Annotated in this window: 17 protein-coding genes and 1 tRNA gene; 10 read left to right on the forward strand and 8 right to left on the reverse strand. The window is 67.7% G+C overall.

Annotation, left to right across the window (positions count from 1 at the left end; genetic code table 11):
• Positions 1-7: 7 nt before the first annotated feature.
• The 3 genes from rpoZ to DIE16_RS14095 are packed head-to-tail and all read right to left on the reverse strand — an operon-like array spanning position 8 to position 1,883.
• Positions 8-211: a DNA-directed RNA polymerase subunit omega gene (gene rpoZ, locus DIE16_RS14085; RefSeq protein WP_044848533.1), complete on the reverse strand. Its 204-nt coding sequence runs from the start codon at positions 209-211 to the stop codon at positions 8-10.
• A 58-nt stretch (positions 212-269) separates the two neighbouring features.
• Positions 270-953: a guanylate kinase gene (gene gmk, locus DIE16_RS14090; RefSeq protein WP_124487795.1), complete on the reverse strand. Its 684-nt coding sequence runs from the start codon at positions 951-953 to the stop codon at positions 270-272.
• 6 nt (positions 954-959) lie between these two features.
• Entirely contained in the window at positions 960-1,883 is a 924-nt protein-coding gene (locus DIE16_RS14095) for a YicC/YloC family endoribonuclease (protein ID WP_124487794.1), read from the reverse strand.
• 175 nt (positions 1,884-2,058) lie between these two features.
• Between DIE16_RS14095 and rph the strand changes: the two genes are divergently transcribed.
• The 9 genes from rph (at position 2,059) to DIE16_RS14145 (ending at position 8,416) form a co-directional block, all read left to right on the forward strand.
• The gene (rph, locus tag DIE16_RS14100; protein ID WP_124487793.1) at positions 2,059-2,799 is read left to right on the forward strand and encodes a ribonuclease PH; all 741 of its coding nucleotides are present in this window, start codon (positions 2,059-2,061) and stop codon (positions 2,797-2,799) included.
• The gene (rdgB, locus tag DIE16_RS14105) at positions 2,792-3,421 is read left to right on the forward strand and encodes an RdgB/HAM1 family non-canonical purine NTP pyrophosphatase (protein WP_124892489.1); all 630 of its coding nucleotides are present in this window, start codon (positions 2,792-2,794) and stop codon (positions 3,419-3,421) included. Before rph ends, rdgB begins: the two co-directional genes overlap by 8 nt.
• Positions 3,422-3,455: 34 nt before the next feature.
• Positions 3,456-4,670, forward strand: coding sequence for a radical SAM family heme chaperone HemW (gene hemW / locus DIE16_RS14110; RefSeq protein ID WP_124892490.1), 1,215 nt, complete (start codon positions 3,456-3,458; stop codon positions 4,668-4,670).
• A 42-nt stretch (positions 4,671-4,712) separates the two neighbouring features.
• A tRNA-Ser gene (locus tag DIE16_RS14115) sits at positions 4,713-4,800 on the forward strand.
• Between the two features lie 152 nt (positions 4,801-4,952).
• Positions 4,953-5,354: a hypothetical protein gene (locus DIE16_RS14120; RefSeq protein ID WP_044848554.1), complete on the forward strand. Its 402-nt coding sequence runs from the start codon at positions 4,953-4,955 to the stop codon at positions 5,352-5,354.
• A 161-nt stretch (positions 5,355-5,515) separates the two neighbouring features.
• Positions 5,516-5,809, forward strand: coding sequence for a hypothetical protein (locus DIE16_RS14125; RefSeq protein ID WP_044848553.1), 294 nt, complete (start codon positions 5,516-5,518; stop codon positions 5,807-5,809).
• Between the two features lie 235 nt (positions 5,810-6,044).
• A complete protein-coding gene (locus tag DIE16_RS14130) occupies positions 6,045-6,536 on the forward strand; it encodes an energy transducer TonB (RefSeq protein WP_044848527.1) in 492 nt (163 codons plus the stop codon).
• 287 nt (positions 6,537-6,823) lie between these two features.
• On the forward strand, positions 6,824-8,134 hold the full coding sequence (locus DIE16_RS14140; protein WP_124892491.1) for an MFS transporter: 1,311 nt from the start codon (positions 6,824-6,826) through the stop codon (positions 8,132-8,134).
• 102 nt (positions 8,135-8,236) lie between these two features.
• Complete coding sequence (locus DIE16_RS14145) at positions 8,237-8,416, forward strand: hypothetical protein (RefSeq protein ID WP_124487789.1); 180 nt, start codon at positions 8,237-8,239, stop codon at positions 8,414-8,416.
• 56 nt (positions 8,417-8,472) lie between these two features.
• On the opposite strand, the gene waaC is transcribed toward DIE16_RS14145, so the two are convergent.
• Complete coding sequence (gene waaC / locus DIE16_RS14150) at positions 8,473-9,471, reverse strand: lipopolysaccharide heptosyltransferase I (RefSeq protein ID WP_124487788.1); 999 nt, start codon at positions 9,469-9,471, stop codon at positions 8,473-8,475.
• 180 nt (positions 9,472-9,651) lie between these two features.
• On the opposite strand from waaC, the gene DIE16_RS14155 reads away from it, so the two are divergent.
• Positions 9,652-11,235 (forward strand): chloride channel protein, encoded by a 1,584-nt coding sequence (locus DIE16_RS14155; RefSeq protein WP_260434382.1) that lies wholly within the window; start codon positions 9,652-9,654, stop codon positions 11,233-11,235.
• Positions 11,236-11,351: 116 nt separating this feature from the next.
• On the opposite strand, the gene DIE16_RS14160 is transcribed toward DIE16_RS14155, so the two are convergent.
• The 4 genes from DIE16_RS14160 to minC form a co-directional block, all read right to left on the reverse strand.
• Positions 11,352-11,753 carry a YXWGXW repeat-containing protein gene (locus tag DIE16_RS14160; protein WP_124892492.1) on the reverse strand — a complete coding sequence of 134 codons (402 nt, stop codon included), beginning with the start codon at positions 11,751-11,753 and terminating at the stop codon, positions 11,352-11,354.
• Between the two features lie 157 nt (positions 11,754-11,910).
• On the reverse strand, positions 11,911-12,165 hold the full coding sequence (gene minE / locus DIE16_RS14165; protein ID WP_006486661.1) for a cell division topological specificity factor MinE: 255 nt from the start codon (positions 12,163-12,165) through the stop codon (positions 11,911-11,913).
• Positions 12,166-12,177: 12 nt separating this feature from the next.
• Positions 12,178-12,993: a septum site-determining protein MinD gene (minD, locus tag DIE16_RS14170; RefSeq protein WP_044849298.1), complete on the reverse strand. Its 816-nt coding sequence runs from the start codon at positions 12,991-12,993 to the stop codon at positions 12,178-12,180.
• Between the two features lie 59 nt (positions 12,994-13,052).
• Positions 13,053-13,820, reverse strand: coding sequence for a septum site-determining protein MinC (minC, locus tag DIE16_RS14175; protein ID WP_124522124.1), 768 nt, complete (start codon positions 13,818-13,820; stop codon positions 13,053-13,055).
• Positions 13,821-13,824: the final 4 nt, after the last annotated feature.

The raw sequence follows: 13,824 nt of genomic DNA on the forward strand, positions 1-13,824 counted from the left end.
ATGCGCGTTACACCGGCACCTTCTTCAGCATCTCGACGCCGACCTGGCCGGAGGCGATCTCGCGCAGCGCGACGACGGTCGGCTTGTCGCGGCTCTCGATCTTCGGCGTATGGCCTTGCGCGAGCTGCCGCGCGCGGTAGGTGGCGGCGAGCGCCAGTTCGAAGCGGTTGGGGATTTGCTTCAGGCAGTCTTCGACGGTAATGCGAGCCATGTTGGAAATTCCTTCTGAATATAGTCGTTATTCTACCTTATGTCCCTCTACCCTCGCGTCATTCCGCGTGGGGCAGATGGATGCCGAGCTCGATGAACAGCTCCGCGTGTCGCGCGTACTGCGAAGCAAAGCGCAGGCGCGTGGCCGCGACGATGCATTCGAGTTCGGCGAGCGCACGATCGAAATTCTCGTTGATCACGACGTATTCCGCTTCCGACGCGTGCGCGATCTCGCTGCCGGCAGCCAGCAGGCGCCGCGTGATCACGTTCGGTTCGTCCTGGCCGCGCTTCTTCAGACGTTCCTCGAGCGCGTCGAGCGACGGCGGCAGGATGAAGATGCCGACCGCGTTGCGGAACTGCTTCTTCACCTGCAGTGCGCCCTGCCAGTCGATCTCGAGCAGCACGTCGTGGCCGTTCATCATCTGCTCTTCGATCCAGACGCGCGACGTGCCGTAATAGTTGCCGTGCACTTCCGCGCTCTCGAGGAATTCGTGCGCGGCGTGGCGCGCGCGGAAATCCTCGACGGTCGTGAAGTGGTAGTGCTGGCCGTCCTGCTCGCCCGGGCGCGGCTTGCGCGTCGTGTACGAGATCGACAGGCAGATGTCGCTGTCCTTCGACAGCAACGCGTTCACGAGCGTCGACTTGCCGGCACCCGACGGCGCGACGACCATGAACAGATTGCCGGGATAGACGCCGCCGTGCAGCGCATGCGACGCGTGGCCGTCGCGGTTGAGGTCGGTCATGTTGCTTTACTCCAGGTTTTGCACTTGCTCACGCATCTGCTCGATCAACAGCTTGAGCGCCATCGATGCGTCGGCGAGTTCCTTCGCCGCCGCCTTCGAGCCGAGCGTGTTTGCTTCGCGATTCAGTTCCTGCATCATGAAGTCGAGACGCTTGCCGACGCGGCCGCCCTTCTCGATCACGTGACGCGTTTCGTTCAGGTGCGCGGTGAGTCGCGACAGCTCTTCCGCGATGTCGATCCGGATGCCGTACATCGTCACTTCCTGACGAATGCGTTCCGCGGCTTCCTCGCGCGTGACGATCGGCGCGCTGCCTTCGGGCGCCGCGATGCCGAGCGCTTCCTGCAGCCGCTCGACGATCTTCTGCTGATGCTTCGCGATCAGCTCAGGCACGAGCGGCGTGATGCGCGCGACGATCGCTTCCATTTCGGTGACGTTCGACAGCAGCATCGTCGCCAGCTGCGCGCCTTCGCGCGAACGCACGACGACGAGCTCGCCGATCGCTTCCTTGCCGCACGCGAGCACCGCGTCGCGGATCGCGTCCGCCGACACGCCGCTCTCGGCGAGCACGCCCGGCCAGCGCAGGATCTCGCCCGCGCGCAGGCGGCCGACGCCCGGGAACGAATCGAGCACCGAACGCTCGAGCTCGGCGAGCTGGCCGAGCGCCGTCTGGTTCAGCGCGCCCGCACCGATGCTCTGCTCGCCGCGCTGCAGGTTGATGCGCACGTCGACCTTGCCGCGCGACAGCTTGTTCATCAGCATTTCGCGCAGCGCGGGTTCGCACGCGCGCACGTCGTCCGGCATGCGGAAATTCAGGTCGAGGAAGCGCGAGTTCACGGTGCGCAGTTCGACCGACACGCTGGTGCCGCCGTTGCCGGTGGCCGTCGCGAGTTCGCGCGTCGCGCTCGCATAGCCCGTCATGCTGTAGATCATGGTTCGTCTCGCCGTCTGGGTGCCCTTCACGGGCGGGAATATGTCGAGGCGCCCGGCGCATTGCAAGGCGCGGGGCGGGAAGCGCGCATTATCCCATTTTTGCGTCCCACCCCGCCGGGCACGCCTGCCGTTCGGCGCTAAAATCGGGGTTTCCTCTTCCGTCCACGATTCCCCCATGACGTCTTCCCTGTCCCGCCCGAGCGGCCGCCGCGCCGACGAACTGCGCAAGGTCGCCCTCACGCGCCACTACACGAAACACGCCGAAGGCTCGGTACTCGTCGAATTCGGCGATACCAAGGTGATCTGCACCGCGAGCGTCGCCGAGCGCGTGCCCGAATTCCTGCGCGATCGCGGCCAGGGCTGGCTGACGGCCGAATACGGGATGCTGCCGCGCGCGACGCACACGCGCAGCGACCGTGAAGCGGCGCGCGGCAAGCAGACGGGCCGCACGCAGGAAATTCAGCGCCTGATCGGCCGTGCGCTGCGCGCGGTGTTCGATCTGGAGGCGCTCGGCCCGCGCACGATCCACATCGACTGCGACGTGATCCAGGCCGACGGCGGCACGCGCACGGCCAGCATCACCGGCGCCTTCGTCGCCGCGCACGACGCCGTATCGAAGCTGATCGCGGCCGGCAAGCTCGCGCGCTCGCCGATCACCGACCACGTCGCCGCGATCTCGGTCGGCGTGTACGAAGGCGCGCCCGTGCTCGATCTCGACTACGCCGAAGATTCGCAGTGCGATACCGACATGAACGTCGTGATGACGGGCGCCGGCGGCTTCGTCGAAGTCCAGGGCACCGCCGAAGGCGTGCCGTTCTCGCGCGCCGAGATGAACGCGCTGCTCGACCTCGCGCAAAACGGGATCGGCCAGCTCGTGCAGCTGCAGAAGGACGTGCTGGGCGCCGGCCATGTCTGATGATCGCACCCTCGCGCCGCTGTCGCGCATCGTGCTCGCGTCGAACAACGCCGGCAAGCTGCGCGAATTCACCGCGCTGTTCTCGACGGTCGGCATCGAGATCGTGCCGCAGGGCGAGCTGGCCGTGCCCGAGGCGGAAGAACCGTTCGGCACGTTCATCGAGAATGCGCTGACGAAAGCGCGGCACGCGTCGCGGCTCACCGGCCTGCCGGCGATCGCCGACGATTCGGGGCTGTGCGTGCGCGCGCTGCGCGGCGCACCGGGCGTCTATTCGGCGCGCTACGCGCAGCGCGCGGGCGGCGCCAAGGGCGACGCTGCCAACAACGCGTACCTCGTCGAGCAGCTACGCGGCGTCGCAGACCGACGCGCATACTATTGCTGCGTGCTCGCGCTGGTGCGCCACGCGGACGATCCCGAACCGCTGTTCGCCGAAGGCCGCTGGGTGGGCGAGATCGTCGACACGCCGCGCGGCGAGCACGGATTCGGCTACGACCCGTATTTCCTCCTGCCGTCGCTCGGCGCGACGGCGGCCGAACTCGAGCCGGCCGTGAAGAACACGCACAGCCATCGCGCGCTCGCTCTGAAGGCGCTGCTCGCGCGGCTCGCGGAGGAACCGGCATGATCGTCTTCGTCACGCATTCGCAACCGGAGGCCGCATGAGCCAGGCGGCGGAAACCGGCGCGCGCGTCGTCGCGACATTCACGTCGCCCGGGCAGGTACGGCTCACGTCGCTGCCGCCGCTCGCGCTGTACGTGCATTTTCCGTGGTGCGTGCGCAAGTGCCCGTACTGCGATTTCAACTCGCACGAGTGGAAAGGCGAGCGGTTTCCGGAAACCGAGTACCTCGATGCGCTGCGGGCCGATCTCGAACAGGCGCTGCCGCTCGTCTGGGGCCGGCAGGTGCATACGGTGTTCATCGGCGGCGGCACGCCGAGCCTGCTGTCCGCGGCCGGCCTCGACCGGCTGCTGTCCGACGTGCGCGCGCTGCTGCCGCTCGATGCCGACGCCGAGATCACGCTCGAGGCGAACCCGGGCACGTTCGAAGCCGCGAAGTTCGCGCAATTCCGCGCGAGCGGCGTGAACCGCCTGTCGGTCGGCATCCAGAGCTTCAACGAAGGCCATCTGAAAGCGCTCGGCCGTATTCACGACACCGCGCAGGCGCGCGCGGCCGTCGAGATCGCCGCGAAGACGTTCGACAACTTCAACCTCGACCTGATGTTCGCGCTGCCGAACCAGACGCTCGACGAATGCCGGGCCGACATCGAGACCGCGCTGTCGTACGCGCCGCCGCATCTGTCGCTGTATCACCTGACGCTCGAGCCGAACACGCTGTTCGCGAAGTTTCCGCCCGCGGTTCCCGACGACGACGCGTCGGCCGACATGCAGGAATGGATCCACGCGCGCACGGCCGAGGCCGGCTACGACCGCTACGAAGTGTCGGCGTACGCGAAGCCGAATCATCAGTGCAAGCACAACCTGAACTACTGGCGCTTCGGCGACTATCTCGGGATCGGCGCGGGCGCGCACACGAAGCTGTCGTTCCCGAACCGGATCCTGCGGCAGGCGCGCTACAAGCATCCGGCCACCTTCATCGAACAGGCGATGGCTGGCACGCCGGTGCAGGAAGAGCGCGAAGTCGGTGCGCGCGACCTGCCGTTCGAGTTCATGCTGAACACGCTGCGGCTCGTCGAGGGCTTCCCGGTGCACAGCTTCGTCGAACGCACGGGTTTGCCGATCAGCACGATCGAGCCGGCACTGAAGGAAGCGGAACGGCGCGGGCTGATCACACGCGATTTCGCGCAGATCGCGCCGACGCCGCTCGGCCAGCGTTTCCTCAACGACTTGCAGGAATTGTTCCTGCGTGACGATTGAAGCGGAACGAGGCGGCATTTCGGTTACAATGCCGCCTCGTGTGGAAGCGTGGCCGAGCGGTTTAAGGCACCGGTCTTGAAAACCGGCGACGGGAAACTGTCCGTGAGTTCGAATCTCACCGCTTCCGCCAGGAAGTTCGCCCAACCCCGTCCATTCATCGAATGACGGGGTTTTTGTTTGTTCGCGGCGCGCCGCGCACGCTGCCCCCTCTGCCTGCCGACGCATCTCGCCCGATGCCGTTACAATCCGGCGCTCCGATTCGCGAAACGGGAAATCCACGTCATGAAGCCCTTCATCGCCTCGTCGCTCGTCGCCCTGCTGGCCGCCGTCGGCACGCACGCAGCGGCCGCCGATTCCGCCTCCGGCACCGACGCGCAAACACCGTCGTGCGCGATCGCGTACGTGAAGGGCGTCGGCGGCTCGCCGCGCGGCCTGCGCGAATATCTCGCGAGCCCGACGCCGTACAACTACCTGAAGGAAAACGAGCTCCAGTGCAAGGTATCGGATGACGGACGCGCGACGAATTGCACCGGCGTGACCTACATCCGCAACGAGCAGGTCAGCGTGTACGACGATTCCGACCCGGCGACGCTGACGGTCGTCGCGCCGGTGGAACTCGAGCACGGCCAGAAGTATCCGGTGATCCTCGTGGTGCAGCGCAAGGACGCGCGCTGCACGCGGTAACACGCACCGCCTGCGGCACGCTCGACGTTGCCGCAGGCGACGCGCGCAGCCCTCACGGGCCGGGCCGCCATCGCCTAGAATTCGATCAGCACGGCGACACGACCGCCGCCGCAATTCGATGCCGCCCGCGCCATCCGTGCGTGCGGCACACGGAGACCGCCATGACCGAACTGTCGACAGCGCCCGATCACGTCGATTACGAAGGCTTCGAGATCCATGTGGTGCCGGGCCTCGTCCCCGGCAGCGATGCGCGCTACACCTACACAGGCTATGTCTGCCATCCGGGCGTGAACCCCGCGCTGCCGGATCATGCCGTGCCGTTCCATGCGGACGGCGAAGAAAGCTTCGCGAGCGTCGAGGAAGCGGTGCATGAAGCCGTGCACATCGGCAAGACCATCATCGACGGCACGCATCCGGACCTGTCCGTTCTATCGCTCGTGACACACGGCTACTGAGCCGGTCGAGCACGCCGCTGCCGTTGCGGCCGGCACGCGCCGCGCGTGCGCAATCGTCGTGCCCGCATGGTCACGTGTCATGTCACATCGCGTCGCGATGCGCGCCGGAAGCCCCGCCGAATCGCCATCATCCGCGAATCGGCACATCGCGCTTCGCGTGCTATGCGTTTGTCCCGATAACGCGCCGCGCGCAGACGCCTATCATTTTTTTATCGTCACCCTCCGGCACTCCCCCATGCCTTCTCTTCCCTGCCCGGGCGTCGACCGGCTGCGCATTGCCGCGCTGGTCGCCGCCGTCATGCTTGCCGCCTGCACGATCACGCCGCCCCCGTCGCTGCGCTCGATCCTGACGATTCCGTCGGTCATCCGCAGCGCGAATCGCGACCAGTACCGCGTGGAAGTCGCGCAGTGCGTCGCCGAGCACAATCCGTCCGCCGTGTCGCACGGGATGCCGCAGGCGATGCTGCGCTCGCTCGTCGTCGTCGCGTTCACCGTCGATCGCAGCGGCCAGCTCGTCAACGCATCCGTCTATCGCAGCAACGGCGACAGTGAAGCGGAAGCGCTCGCGCTCGCGTCGCTGCGCCGCTCGGCGCCACTGCCGCCACCGCCGTCGAAACTGCTGGACGGCAATGGCCGGCTCGAGATGATGGAAGGCTGGCTGTTCAACGACGACGGCCACTTCCAGTTGCAAAGCACCGCATCCGCGCAGGCGCAATCGATCGACTGAGCCCGCGCCCGCCCGCGTTTGCCGCCATGTCGCGGCGCTGGCTATAATTTTCCGCAATCGCGCGGCCACCCTCCCGCGCGCGTTCGCGCGCCGCACCCGGCATGCGAGCCGACCACGCCGGCACCGGGCGGCGGCGACCTATCCGTCTCCATCGTCGACCGGCGGGTGACGTCCGCGCCACGCCGCGCGTCCACGCCGCCGCCTCATCCGCTCGGCCGCTCCCGGCAAGCGCCCGCCTGCCCGAGCGCTCACCCGGCCGACCGCCCAACGACAAAACGGAGACATCCATGTCCGCATCTCCCCCGGCCGTTGCACACGCAACCGGTTCGGCCGGCGCCGTCAGCCACCGGCGCATCGTGTTCGCGAGCTTCATCGGCACCGCGATCGAGTTCTACGACTTCTACGTGTACGCGACCGCCGCGGCACTCGTCATCGGCCCCGTGTTCTTTCCGTACGGCTCCGCGACCGCCCAGGCGCTGTCCGCATTCGTCACGTTCGGCATCGCGTTCATCGCGCGGCCGATCGGCTCGTTCCTGTTCGGCCACTTCGGCGACCGCATCGGCCGCAAATCGACGCTCGTCGCGTCGCTGCTCGTGATGGGCGTGTCCACCACCGCGATCGGCTTCGTGCCCGGCTACGACACGATCGGTGCGCTCGCACCGGTGCTGCTGTGCGTGCTGCGCTTCGGCCAGGGGATCGGCCTCGGCGGCGAATGGGGCGGTGCGGCGCTGCTCGCGACCGAGCACGCGCCGCAAGGCAAGCGCGGCTGGTTCGGGATGTTCCCGCAGCTGGGCCCGTCGGTGGGCTTCCTGATGTCGAACGGGTTGTTCTTCGCGCTCGCGCTGTCGCTGTCCGACGAACAATTCCGCAGCTGGGGCTGGCGCATCCCGTTCCTCGTCAGCGCGGTGCTCGTCGCGCTCGGCCTGTACGTGCGGCTGAAAATCACCGAGACGCCGGCGTTCCAGGCCGCACTCGACCGCAACGAGCGCGTGCGCGTGCCGGTCGCGACGCTCGTCTCGCAACACTGGAAGCCGACGCTGCTCGGCGCGCTCGCGATGGTGGTCTGCTACACGCTGTTCTATATCTCGACGGTGTTCTCGCTGTCGTACGGCGTGTCGACGCTGCATATTCCGCGCCAGAGCTTCCTCGGCCTGCTGTGCTTCGCGGTCGTGTTCATGGGGCTTGCGACGCCGCTGTCGGCGTGGGCCTCGGACCGCTTCGGCCGCAAGCCGGTGCTGGTCGTCGGCGCGATCGCCGCGCTGTCGTCCGGCTTCGCGATGGAGCCGCTGCTCGGCAGCGGCTCGATGCCGCTCGTCGCGCTGTTCCTGACCATCGAGCTGTTCCTGATGGGCGTGACGTTCGCGCCGATGGGCGCGCTGCTGCCCGAATTGTTCCCGACCAACGTCCGCTATACGGGCGCGGGGGTCGCGTACAACCTCGGCGGGATCCTCGGCGCGTCGATCGCGCCGTACATCGCGCAACTGCTCGCCGCGCGTGGCGGCCTGTCGTGGGTCGGCGGCTACGTGTCGGTTGCGGCGGCAATCAGCCTGGTCGGCGTGCTGCTGATGCGCGAAACCCGCGACGCATCGCTCGTCTGAGCCCTCGAGGCGCCCCGGGTTGTGCGGCGGGGTCGCCGCCTATGCTCGATCCGGGGGCGCCGTCACGCACCCCGGGCTCCCTCCGCTGAAGGAGCCGCCGCAATGAACCTCCGCCTCGACAACGCTGGCCTCGTCCTGATCCTGGCGCTCGCGCCGGGTGGCGCCCTGCTGCTCGCGGCGCGCTTCCGGCCGAAAACCTGGCGCGGCGTCCTGTTCGAGGCGCTTCTCGCCAACCTGGCCGCCGTCGCCGCGGTGATGACGGTCGCAGCGCTGCTCGCCTGAACGCGCGGCCCGCTTCCCCCGGGCCGGTTCATGCCGATAGCGGGCTCGCGCTGGCCCTAGGCCGTCAGCCGGTCACGCAGCGCGCCATAGGCCGGCCCGACCGCATCGATCGCATCGAGTGCCTGCGCAACCGACGGCGGCGCGCCCGGTTCGCCGATCGACAGCGCGTTCGGCGCGCCGCCGATGCCGCAATGGTGACGCGACGTCGCGACGAAAATCATCACGGTCGGCCGCTGCAGCGCGTGCGCCATATGCACGAACCCGGTATCGACTCCCACCACGAGCGCGGCCCGGCCGATGGCCGCACCCAGTTCGCGCACCGACATCGCCGGCAGCACGATCGCGCCCGACGCACGCGCGGCAATGTCCTGCGCAGCGTCGTGTTCGGCTGCCGATCCCCACGGCACGAGCACGCGCACGCCGCGCGCCATCATCTGCGTAGCCAGCGCGGCCCAGTGGTCGGCGGGCCATTGCTTGTCCGGATTGGACGTGGCGTGAAACAGCAGCATGAACGGCGCGCCGTCGGTCACGGCGGGCGGCAGGTTCGCATCCTGCGGCGGGACGATCCCGTAAGCGGCGCTGCCCTCGGGGACATAGCCCAGCGCCTCGCCGGCGCTCACGCGCATCCCGTGCCACGCGTCGCAGTCCGGCCGCGGGCCGAAGCGATGCGAGTAGGCGAAGCGGGCACCCGCCTCGCCGAGATCCTGCGTCTGATAGCCGACGCGGCGCGCGGCACGCGCGAGTGCCGAGATGATCGCGCTCTTGTAGACGCCGTGCAGGTCGATGACCGCATCGTAGCGGTGCGCGCGCAGCGCGCCGATCGACGCCGAGATCGCCTTCAGGTCGCCGCCGTTCCGGAGCTTCTTGAACCGCCGCAACGGCGCGCAAAGCACCTTGCTCACACCCGGATGCCAGCGCACGACCTCGGCGCACGATTCGTCGACGGCCCAGTCGACCGTTACGCCCGGAAAGGCACGGTGGAGGTCCGCGACGACAGGCAGCGTCTGGACGACGTCGCCGAGCGACGTCACTTTCACGATGAGGATGCGTTTCACTTTTCTTATGATGAATGGGGTGGGCCGGCCATTTGGTGATGCTAACGACGGTTGCCGCGTTGATACATTACGCCGACATTACATTTGCAACAAAGTGCGACGCTTTTGTGAGGATTTGTCGAGCCCCGGCTGCATCAGGTTCTTTTTATAATGCGCTCTTTGCCCTCCCGGCTTCCGCCGATGCAACGCCCCGCCCTTCCTGCCCTGCTTTCCGGGTTGTTTCCCGCCCTCACCCGCCGCTCGCTGCGGATCTGGCGCCAGTACGGCGTGTTCTGGCTCGGCGCGATCGCCGTGGGCCTCGCGGCCGTGCTGTACGCGCGGCTGATCGACTGGGGCTACGACACGTTCCGCACGATGCGCGACCACGCCGCGTGGCTGCCGCTGCTGCTGACGCCGTCGATCGCCGCCGCGTCGGCATGGCTCACGCGCCGCTTCTTCCGCGGCGCCGAGGGCAGCGGGATCCCGCAGGTCATTGCGACGCTGCATGCGAGCCCGGGCGCGTTCGGCGCGCGGCTGCTGACCCTGCGCATCCTGTTCGGCAAGGTCCTGATCTCGTTCATGGGCATCCTCGGCGGCTTCACGATCGGACGCGAAGGCCCGACCGTGCAGGTCGGCGCGTCGCTGATGTTCAACCTGCGGCGCTTCTACCCGCGCTCGAACGCGCAGATCGAACGACAGCTCGTACTCGCCGGCGCGGCGGCCGGCCTGTCGGCCGCGTTCAATACGCCGCTCGCCGGGATCGTGTTCGCGATCGAGGAGTTGACCCGCAGCTTCTCCGCCCGCGCAAGCGGCGTGCTGATCACCGCGATCATCCTCGCCGGTGTCGTCGCGCTGGGCCTGAACGGCAACTACACGTACTTCGGCACGATCGACGCCGGCCAGCATTTCCCGAAGATGCTTGCCGTCGCCGTGCTCGTCACCGCGCTCGTGACCGGCGTCGCGGGCGGCCTCTTCAGCTGGCTGCTGCTCAATACCGGGCGCTGGCTGCCCGCGCGCCTGCTCGGCCTGTATCGCGAGCGCCCGATCGCGTTCGCGGCGCTGTGCGGTTTCGTGATCGCCGTCGTCGGCCTCGTGTCGGGCGGGACGACGTTCGGCAGCGGCTATGCCGAGGCGCGCGGCCTGCTCGACGGCCATGAACGGCTGTCGGTGCTCTATCCGTTCCTGAAGATGGTGTCGATGGTCGCGTCGTACCTGCCGGGCATTCCGGGCGGGATCTTCGCGCCGTCGCTGTCGATCGGCGCCGGGTTCGGCAACCTGCTGCACCTCGTGTTCGGCGACATGAGCCTGCCGATGCTGATCGCGCTCGCGATGGTCGGCTACCTCGCGGCGGTCACGCAGTCGCCGATCACGTCGTTCGTGATCGTGATGGAGATGATCAACGGTCACGCGCTCGTGATTTCGCTGATGGCGACCGCACTGGTGTCGAGCCGGATGGCGCGCTTCTTCGCGCCGCCGCTCTACGAAACACTCGCGCAGCGCTATCTCGCGCCGCCCGCGGCCGCCGCTGAACCCGCCGCCGCGCCGGCGGTTGCGGCCGGCGTCGTCGAGCCGCAGGACGCGGCCGCCGCGCCCGCCGATCCGCTCGACACGCTGCGCGAACGGGACAGTGGCGAGCCGCAGGCCCCGGCGGCCGGCAACGCCGCCACGCACACGCCCGCGACGTCGCACGACGACGGACCGTCCGCTTCCGGCACGACCGCTTCCGGCACGACTCCTTCCGGCACGAGCGGCCCGGCGCAGACGGGCCCGCGTACCCCTCAGTAGATCACCACCGGCGCGGGCCGATAGTAGACGGGCCGCGCCGGCACGACGATACAGCCGGCGAGCGTGATCGCGACGAGCGCAATGGCAAGGGCGGTTCTTTTCATCGCGCGCCTCCGTCAGGCCCAATGGCCGCGCGTCCAGAACCAGTTCGGGCCGCGCTGATCCCAGTGGCCCGGCACCCAGTGCATGCCGATACGCTCGGTTTCCCAGCGGCCGCCGATCCAGACGTAGCGGCCATGATCCCAGTGCCAGTGACCGCGCTCCCACACATAGCCGACGCGTGCGTCGGGCACGACCTCGTAGCGCACCGGCGGCGGCGCGTTCGGCGCGACGACGACGATTTCCTCGGCGGGCGCGGCCACCGGTTCGGCGACGACCACCCGGCCCGACTGCACCATCACGGGCGTACCGACGAGGATTTCGTCTGCGCGTGCGGCGAGCGGCGCGGCGACGGCTGACAGGCCCGCGGCGAACAGTACGAGCGAAACGATACGGCGTTGAACGGTAGAGACAGCCATCACAACCTCCTGATTGACAAATGACGCGAGCGTATTCGTTCAATGCGGGAGATCGACCAACGGCCGACAGACGCCGTGTTACGGCTCGCCCGAAAGTGCAACAGGGCGTAAGACGCGCACGGCGGCAGGCGCCACCGTGCGGGGGAACAGACAGCGGTCAGGCTTGCGGAATCTCGATCTTCACTTCGAGGACTTCGAGATCGTCCTGGCGCTCGAGGCTCACGCGGATGTCATCGTTCGAAATATGGACGTACTTCGAGATGACCGCGACCAGCTCCTTCTGCAGCGCCGGCAGGTAATCGGCCGGCGGCCGGCCGCCGACCCGCTCGTGCGCGATGATGAGCTGCAGGCGCTCCTTCGCGACCGATGCGGACTTCTTCTTCTCGCCGAGGAGAAACGAAAGGATGGACATGGGCGGCCTCCGTTACTTGCTGCCGAAGAGGCGCTGCAGCAGGCCCGGCTTCTGATAATCGGTGAAGCGCAGCGGCTTGTCCTCGCCGAGGAAGCGCGCGACGACGTCCTTGTACGCTTCCGCAACGTCGGTGCCGTCGATGTGCACGGCCGGCAGGCCCTGGTTCGAGGCGTGCAGCACGGCTTCCGATTCCGGCACCACGCCGATCAGCTTGATGCGCAGGATCTCGCTGATGTCCTCGAGCGACAGCATTTCGCCTTCGCTCACGCGCTTCGGGCTGTAGCGCGTGATCAGCAGGTGTTCCTTGATCGGATCCTTGCCTTCGGCCGCGCGCTTCGTCTTCGACGACAGGATGCCGAGAATGCGGTCCGAGTCGCGCACCGACGACACTTCCGGGTTCGTGACGATCAGCGCTTCGTCCGCGAAGTACATCGCGTGCAGCGCGCCCGCCTCGATACCGGCCGGCGAGTCGCAGACGATGTATTCGAAGTCCATCGCGACCAGGTCGTTCAGCACCTTCTCGACGCCGTCACGCGTGAGCGCATCCTTGTCGCGCGTCTGCGATGCCGGCAGGATGAACAGGTTCTCGCACTTCTTGTCCTTGATCAGCGCCTGGTTCAGGTTCGCTTCGCCCTGGATCACGTTGACGAGGTCATACACCACGCGACGCTCGCAGCCCATGATGAGATCGAGGTTGCGCAGGCCGACGTCGAAGTCGATCACGGCCGTCTTGTGGCCGCGCAGCGCGAGGCCGGACGCGAAGCTCGCGCTGGTCGTCGTCTTGCCCACGCCGCCCTTGCCCGAAGTCACCACGATGATTTTTGCCATTTACCCAATACCCTGTGTTCGTCAATGAGAGCCGATCGACCCGGAGCGTGCCGCGTGAATCACGTCAGGCGCAGCGGTTCGATCATCAGTTTTTCCTCTTCGAGCCGGATCTGCACCGATTTGCCCAGTATGTCGGCGGGCAACGGGTTCTCGGTCGTTCGATAGATACCCGCGATCGAAATCAGTTCCGGCTCGAGACACGTGCAGAAAATGCGCGCGTCGTGATTGCCGTGCACGCCCGCGAGTGCGCGGCCGCGCAACGGCGCGTAGATGTGGATGTTGCCTTCCGCGATGATCTCGGCACCGTGACTGACCGGCGCCAGCACCACGAGGTCTCCTTTCGCGTAAATCTGCTGCCCCGAACGCAGCGGCCGGTCGATCACCAGCGTCTGGCCGCCCGCCGCAACCGGCGTCGGCGCAGGTTCCGGCGCCGGTTCGGCTGCCGCCGCAGCGGCCGGCGCCGCGACGGGCGCCGCCTCCGCTTCCTCGGCCGGCTTCGCGGCCGACACGCGGCGATCGCGCGCCTCGAGCAACGGCAGGCCGGCTTCCCCCGCCCAGCCCTGCGTCGCCAGCGCGACGACGCCCACCGGGCGCATCCGCACGTCGTTCAGCATCTGGCGGATGTCGGCGAGCGCGACGCGTTCGCCGTCCGCGAGGCGGCGGACGTCGATCGCGACGACATCATCGGCGAAAAACTCGGGAGTCGCTTCGAAGCGCTTGACCAGTTCGGTACGCAACGCATCGAGATCGGTCGTCTTCACGGTGAACAGCAACGTATCGACCGATCCGCTGCGCAGCTCGAAGAATGGCGATTTTTTAAGCGACATGGAC

The sequence above is a fragment of the Burkholderia sp. Bp9090 genome, assembly GCF_003857985.1.
GTDB lineage: Bacteria > Pseudomonadota > Gammaproteobacteria > Burkholderiales > Burkholderiaceae > Burkholderia.

Excerpts from the sequence above, each read along its gene's own strand:
- rpoZ (WP_044848533.1), bottom strand. The coding sequence starts at position 211 with ATGGCTCGCATTACCGTCGAAGACTGCCTGAAGCAAATCCCCAACCGC.
- gmk (WP_124487795.1), bottom strand. The coding sequence starts at position 953 with ATGACCGACCTCAACCGCGACGGCCACGCGTCGCATGCGCTGCACGGC.
- DIE16_RS14095 (WP_124487794.1), bottom strand. The coding sequence starts at position 1,883 with ATGATCTACAGCATGACGGGCTATGCGAGCGCGACGCGCGAACTCGCG.
- rph (WP_124487793.1), top strand. The coding sequence starts at position 2,059 with ATGACGTCTTCCCTGTCCCGCCCGAGCGGCCGCCGCGCCGACGAACTG.
- rdgB (WP_124892489.1), top strand. The coding sequence starts at position 2,792 with ATGTCTGATGATCGCACCCTCGCGCCGCTGTCGCGCATCGTGCTCGCG.
- hemW (WP_124892490.1), top strand. The coding sequence starts at position 3,456 with ATGAGCCAGGCGGCGGAAACCGGCGCGCGCGTCGTCGCGACATTCACG.
- DIE16_RS14120 (WP_044848554.1), top strand. The coding sequence starts at position 4,953 with ATGAAGCCCTTCATCGCCTCGTCGCTCGTCGCCCTGCTGGCCGCCGTC.
- DIE16_RS14125 (WP_044848553.1), top strand. The coding sequence starts at position 5,516 with ATGACCGAACTGTCGACAGCGCCCGATCACGTCGATTACGAAGGCTTC.
- DIE16_RS14130 (WP_044848527.1), top strand. The coding sequence starts at position 6,045 with ATGCCTTCTCTTCCCTGCCCGGGCGTCGACCGGCTGCGCATTGCCGCG.
- DIE16_RS14140 (WP_124892491.1), top strand. The coding sequence starts at position 6,824 with ATGTCCGCATCTCCCCCGGCCGTTGCACACGCAACCGGTTCGGCCGGC.
- DIE16_RS14145 (WP_124487789.1), top strand. The coding sequence starts at position 8,237 with ATGAACCTCCGCCTCGACAACGCTGGCCTCGTCCTGATCCTGGCGCTC.
- DIE16_RS14155 (WP_260434382.1), top strand. The coding sequence starts at position 9,652 with ATGCAACGCCCCGCCCTTCCTGCCCTGCTTTCCGGGTTGTTTCCCGCC.
- DIE16_RS14160 (WP_124892492.1), bottom strand. The coding sequence starts at position 11,753 with ATGGCTGTCTCTACCGTTCAACGCCGTATCGTTTCGCTCGTACTGTTC.
- minE (WP_006486661.1), bottom strand. The coding sequence starts at position 12,165 with ATGTCCATCCTTTCGTTTCTCCTCGGCGAGAAGAAGAAGTCCGCATCG.
- minD (WP_044849298.1), bottom strand. The coding sequence starts at position 12,993 with ATGGCAAAAATCATCGTGGTGACTTCGGGCAAGGGCGGCGTGGGCAAG.
- minC (WP_124522124.1), bottom strand. The coding sequence starts at position 13,820 with ATGTCGCTTAAAAAATCGCCATTCTTCGAGCTGCGCAGCGGATCGGTC.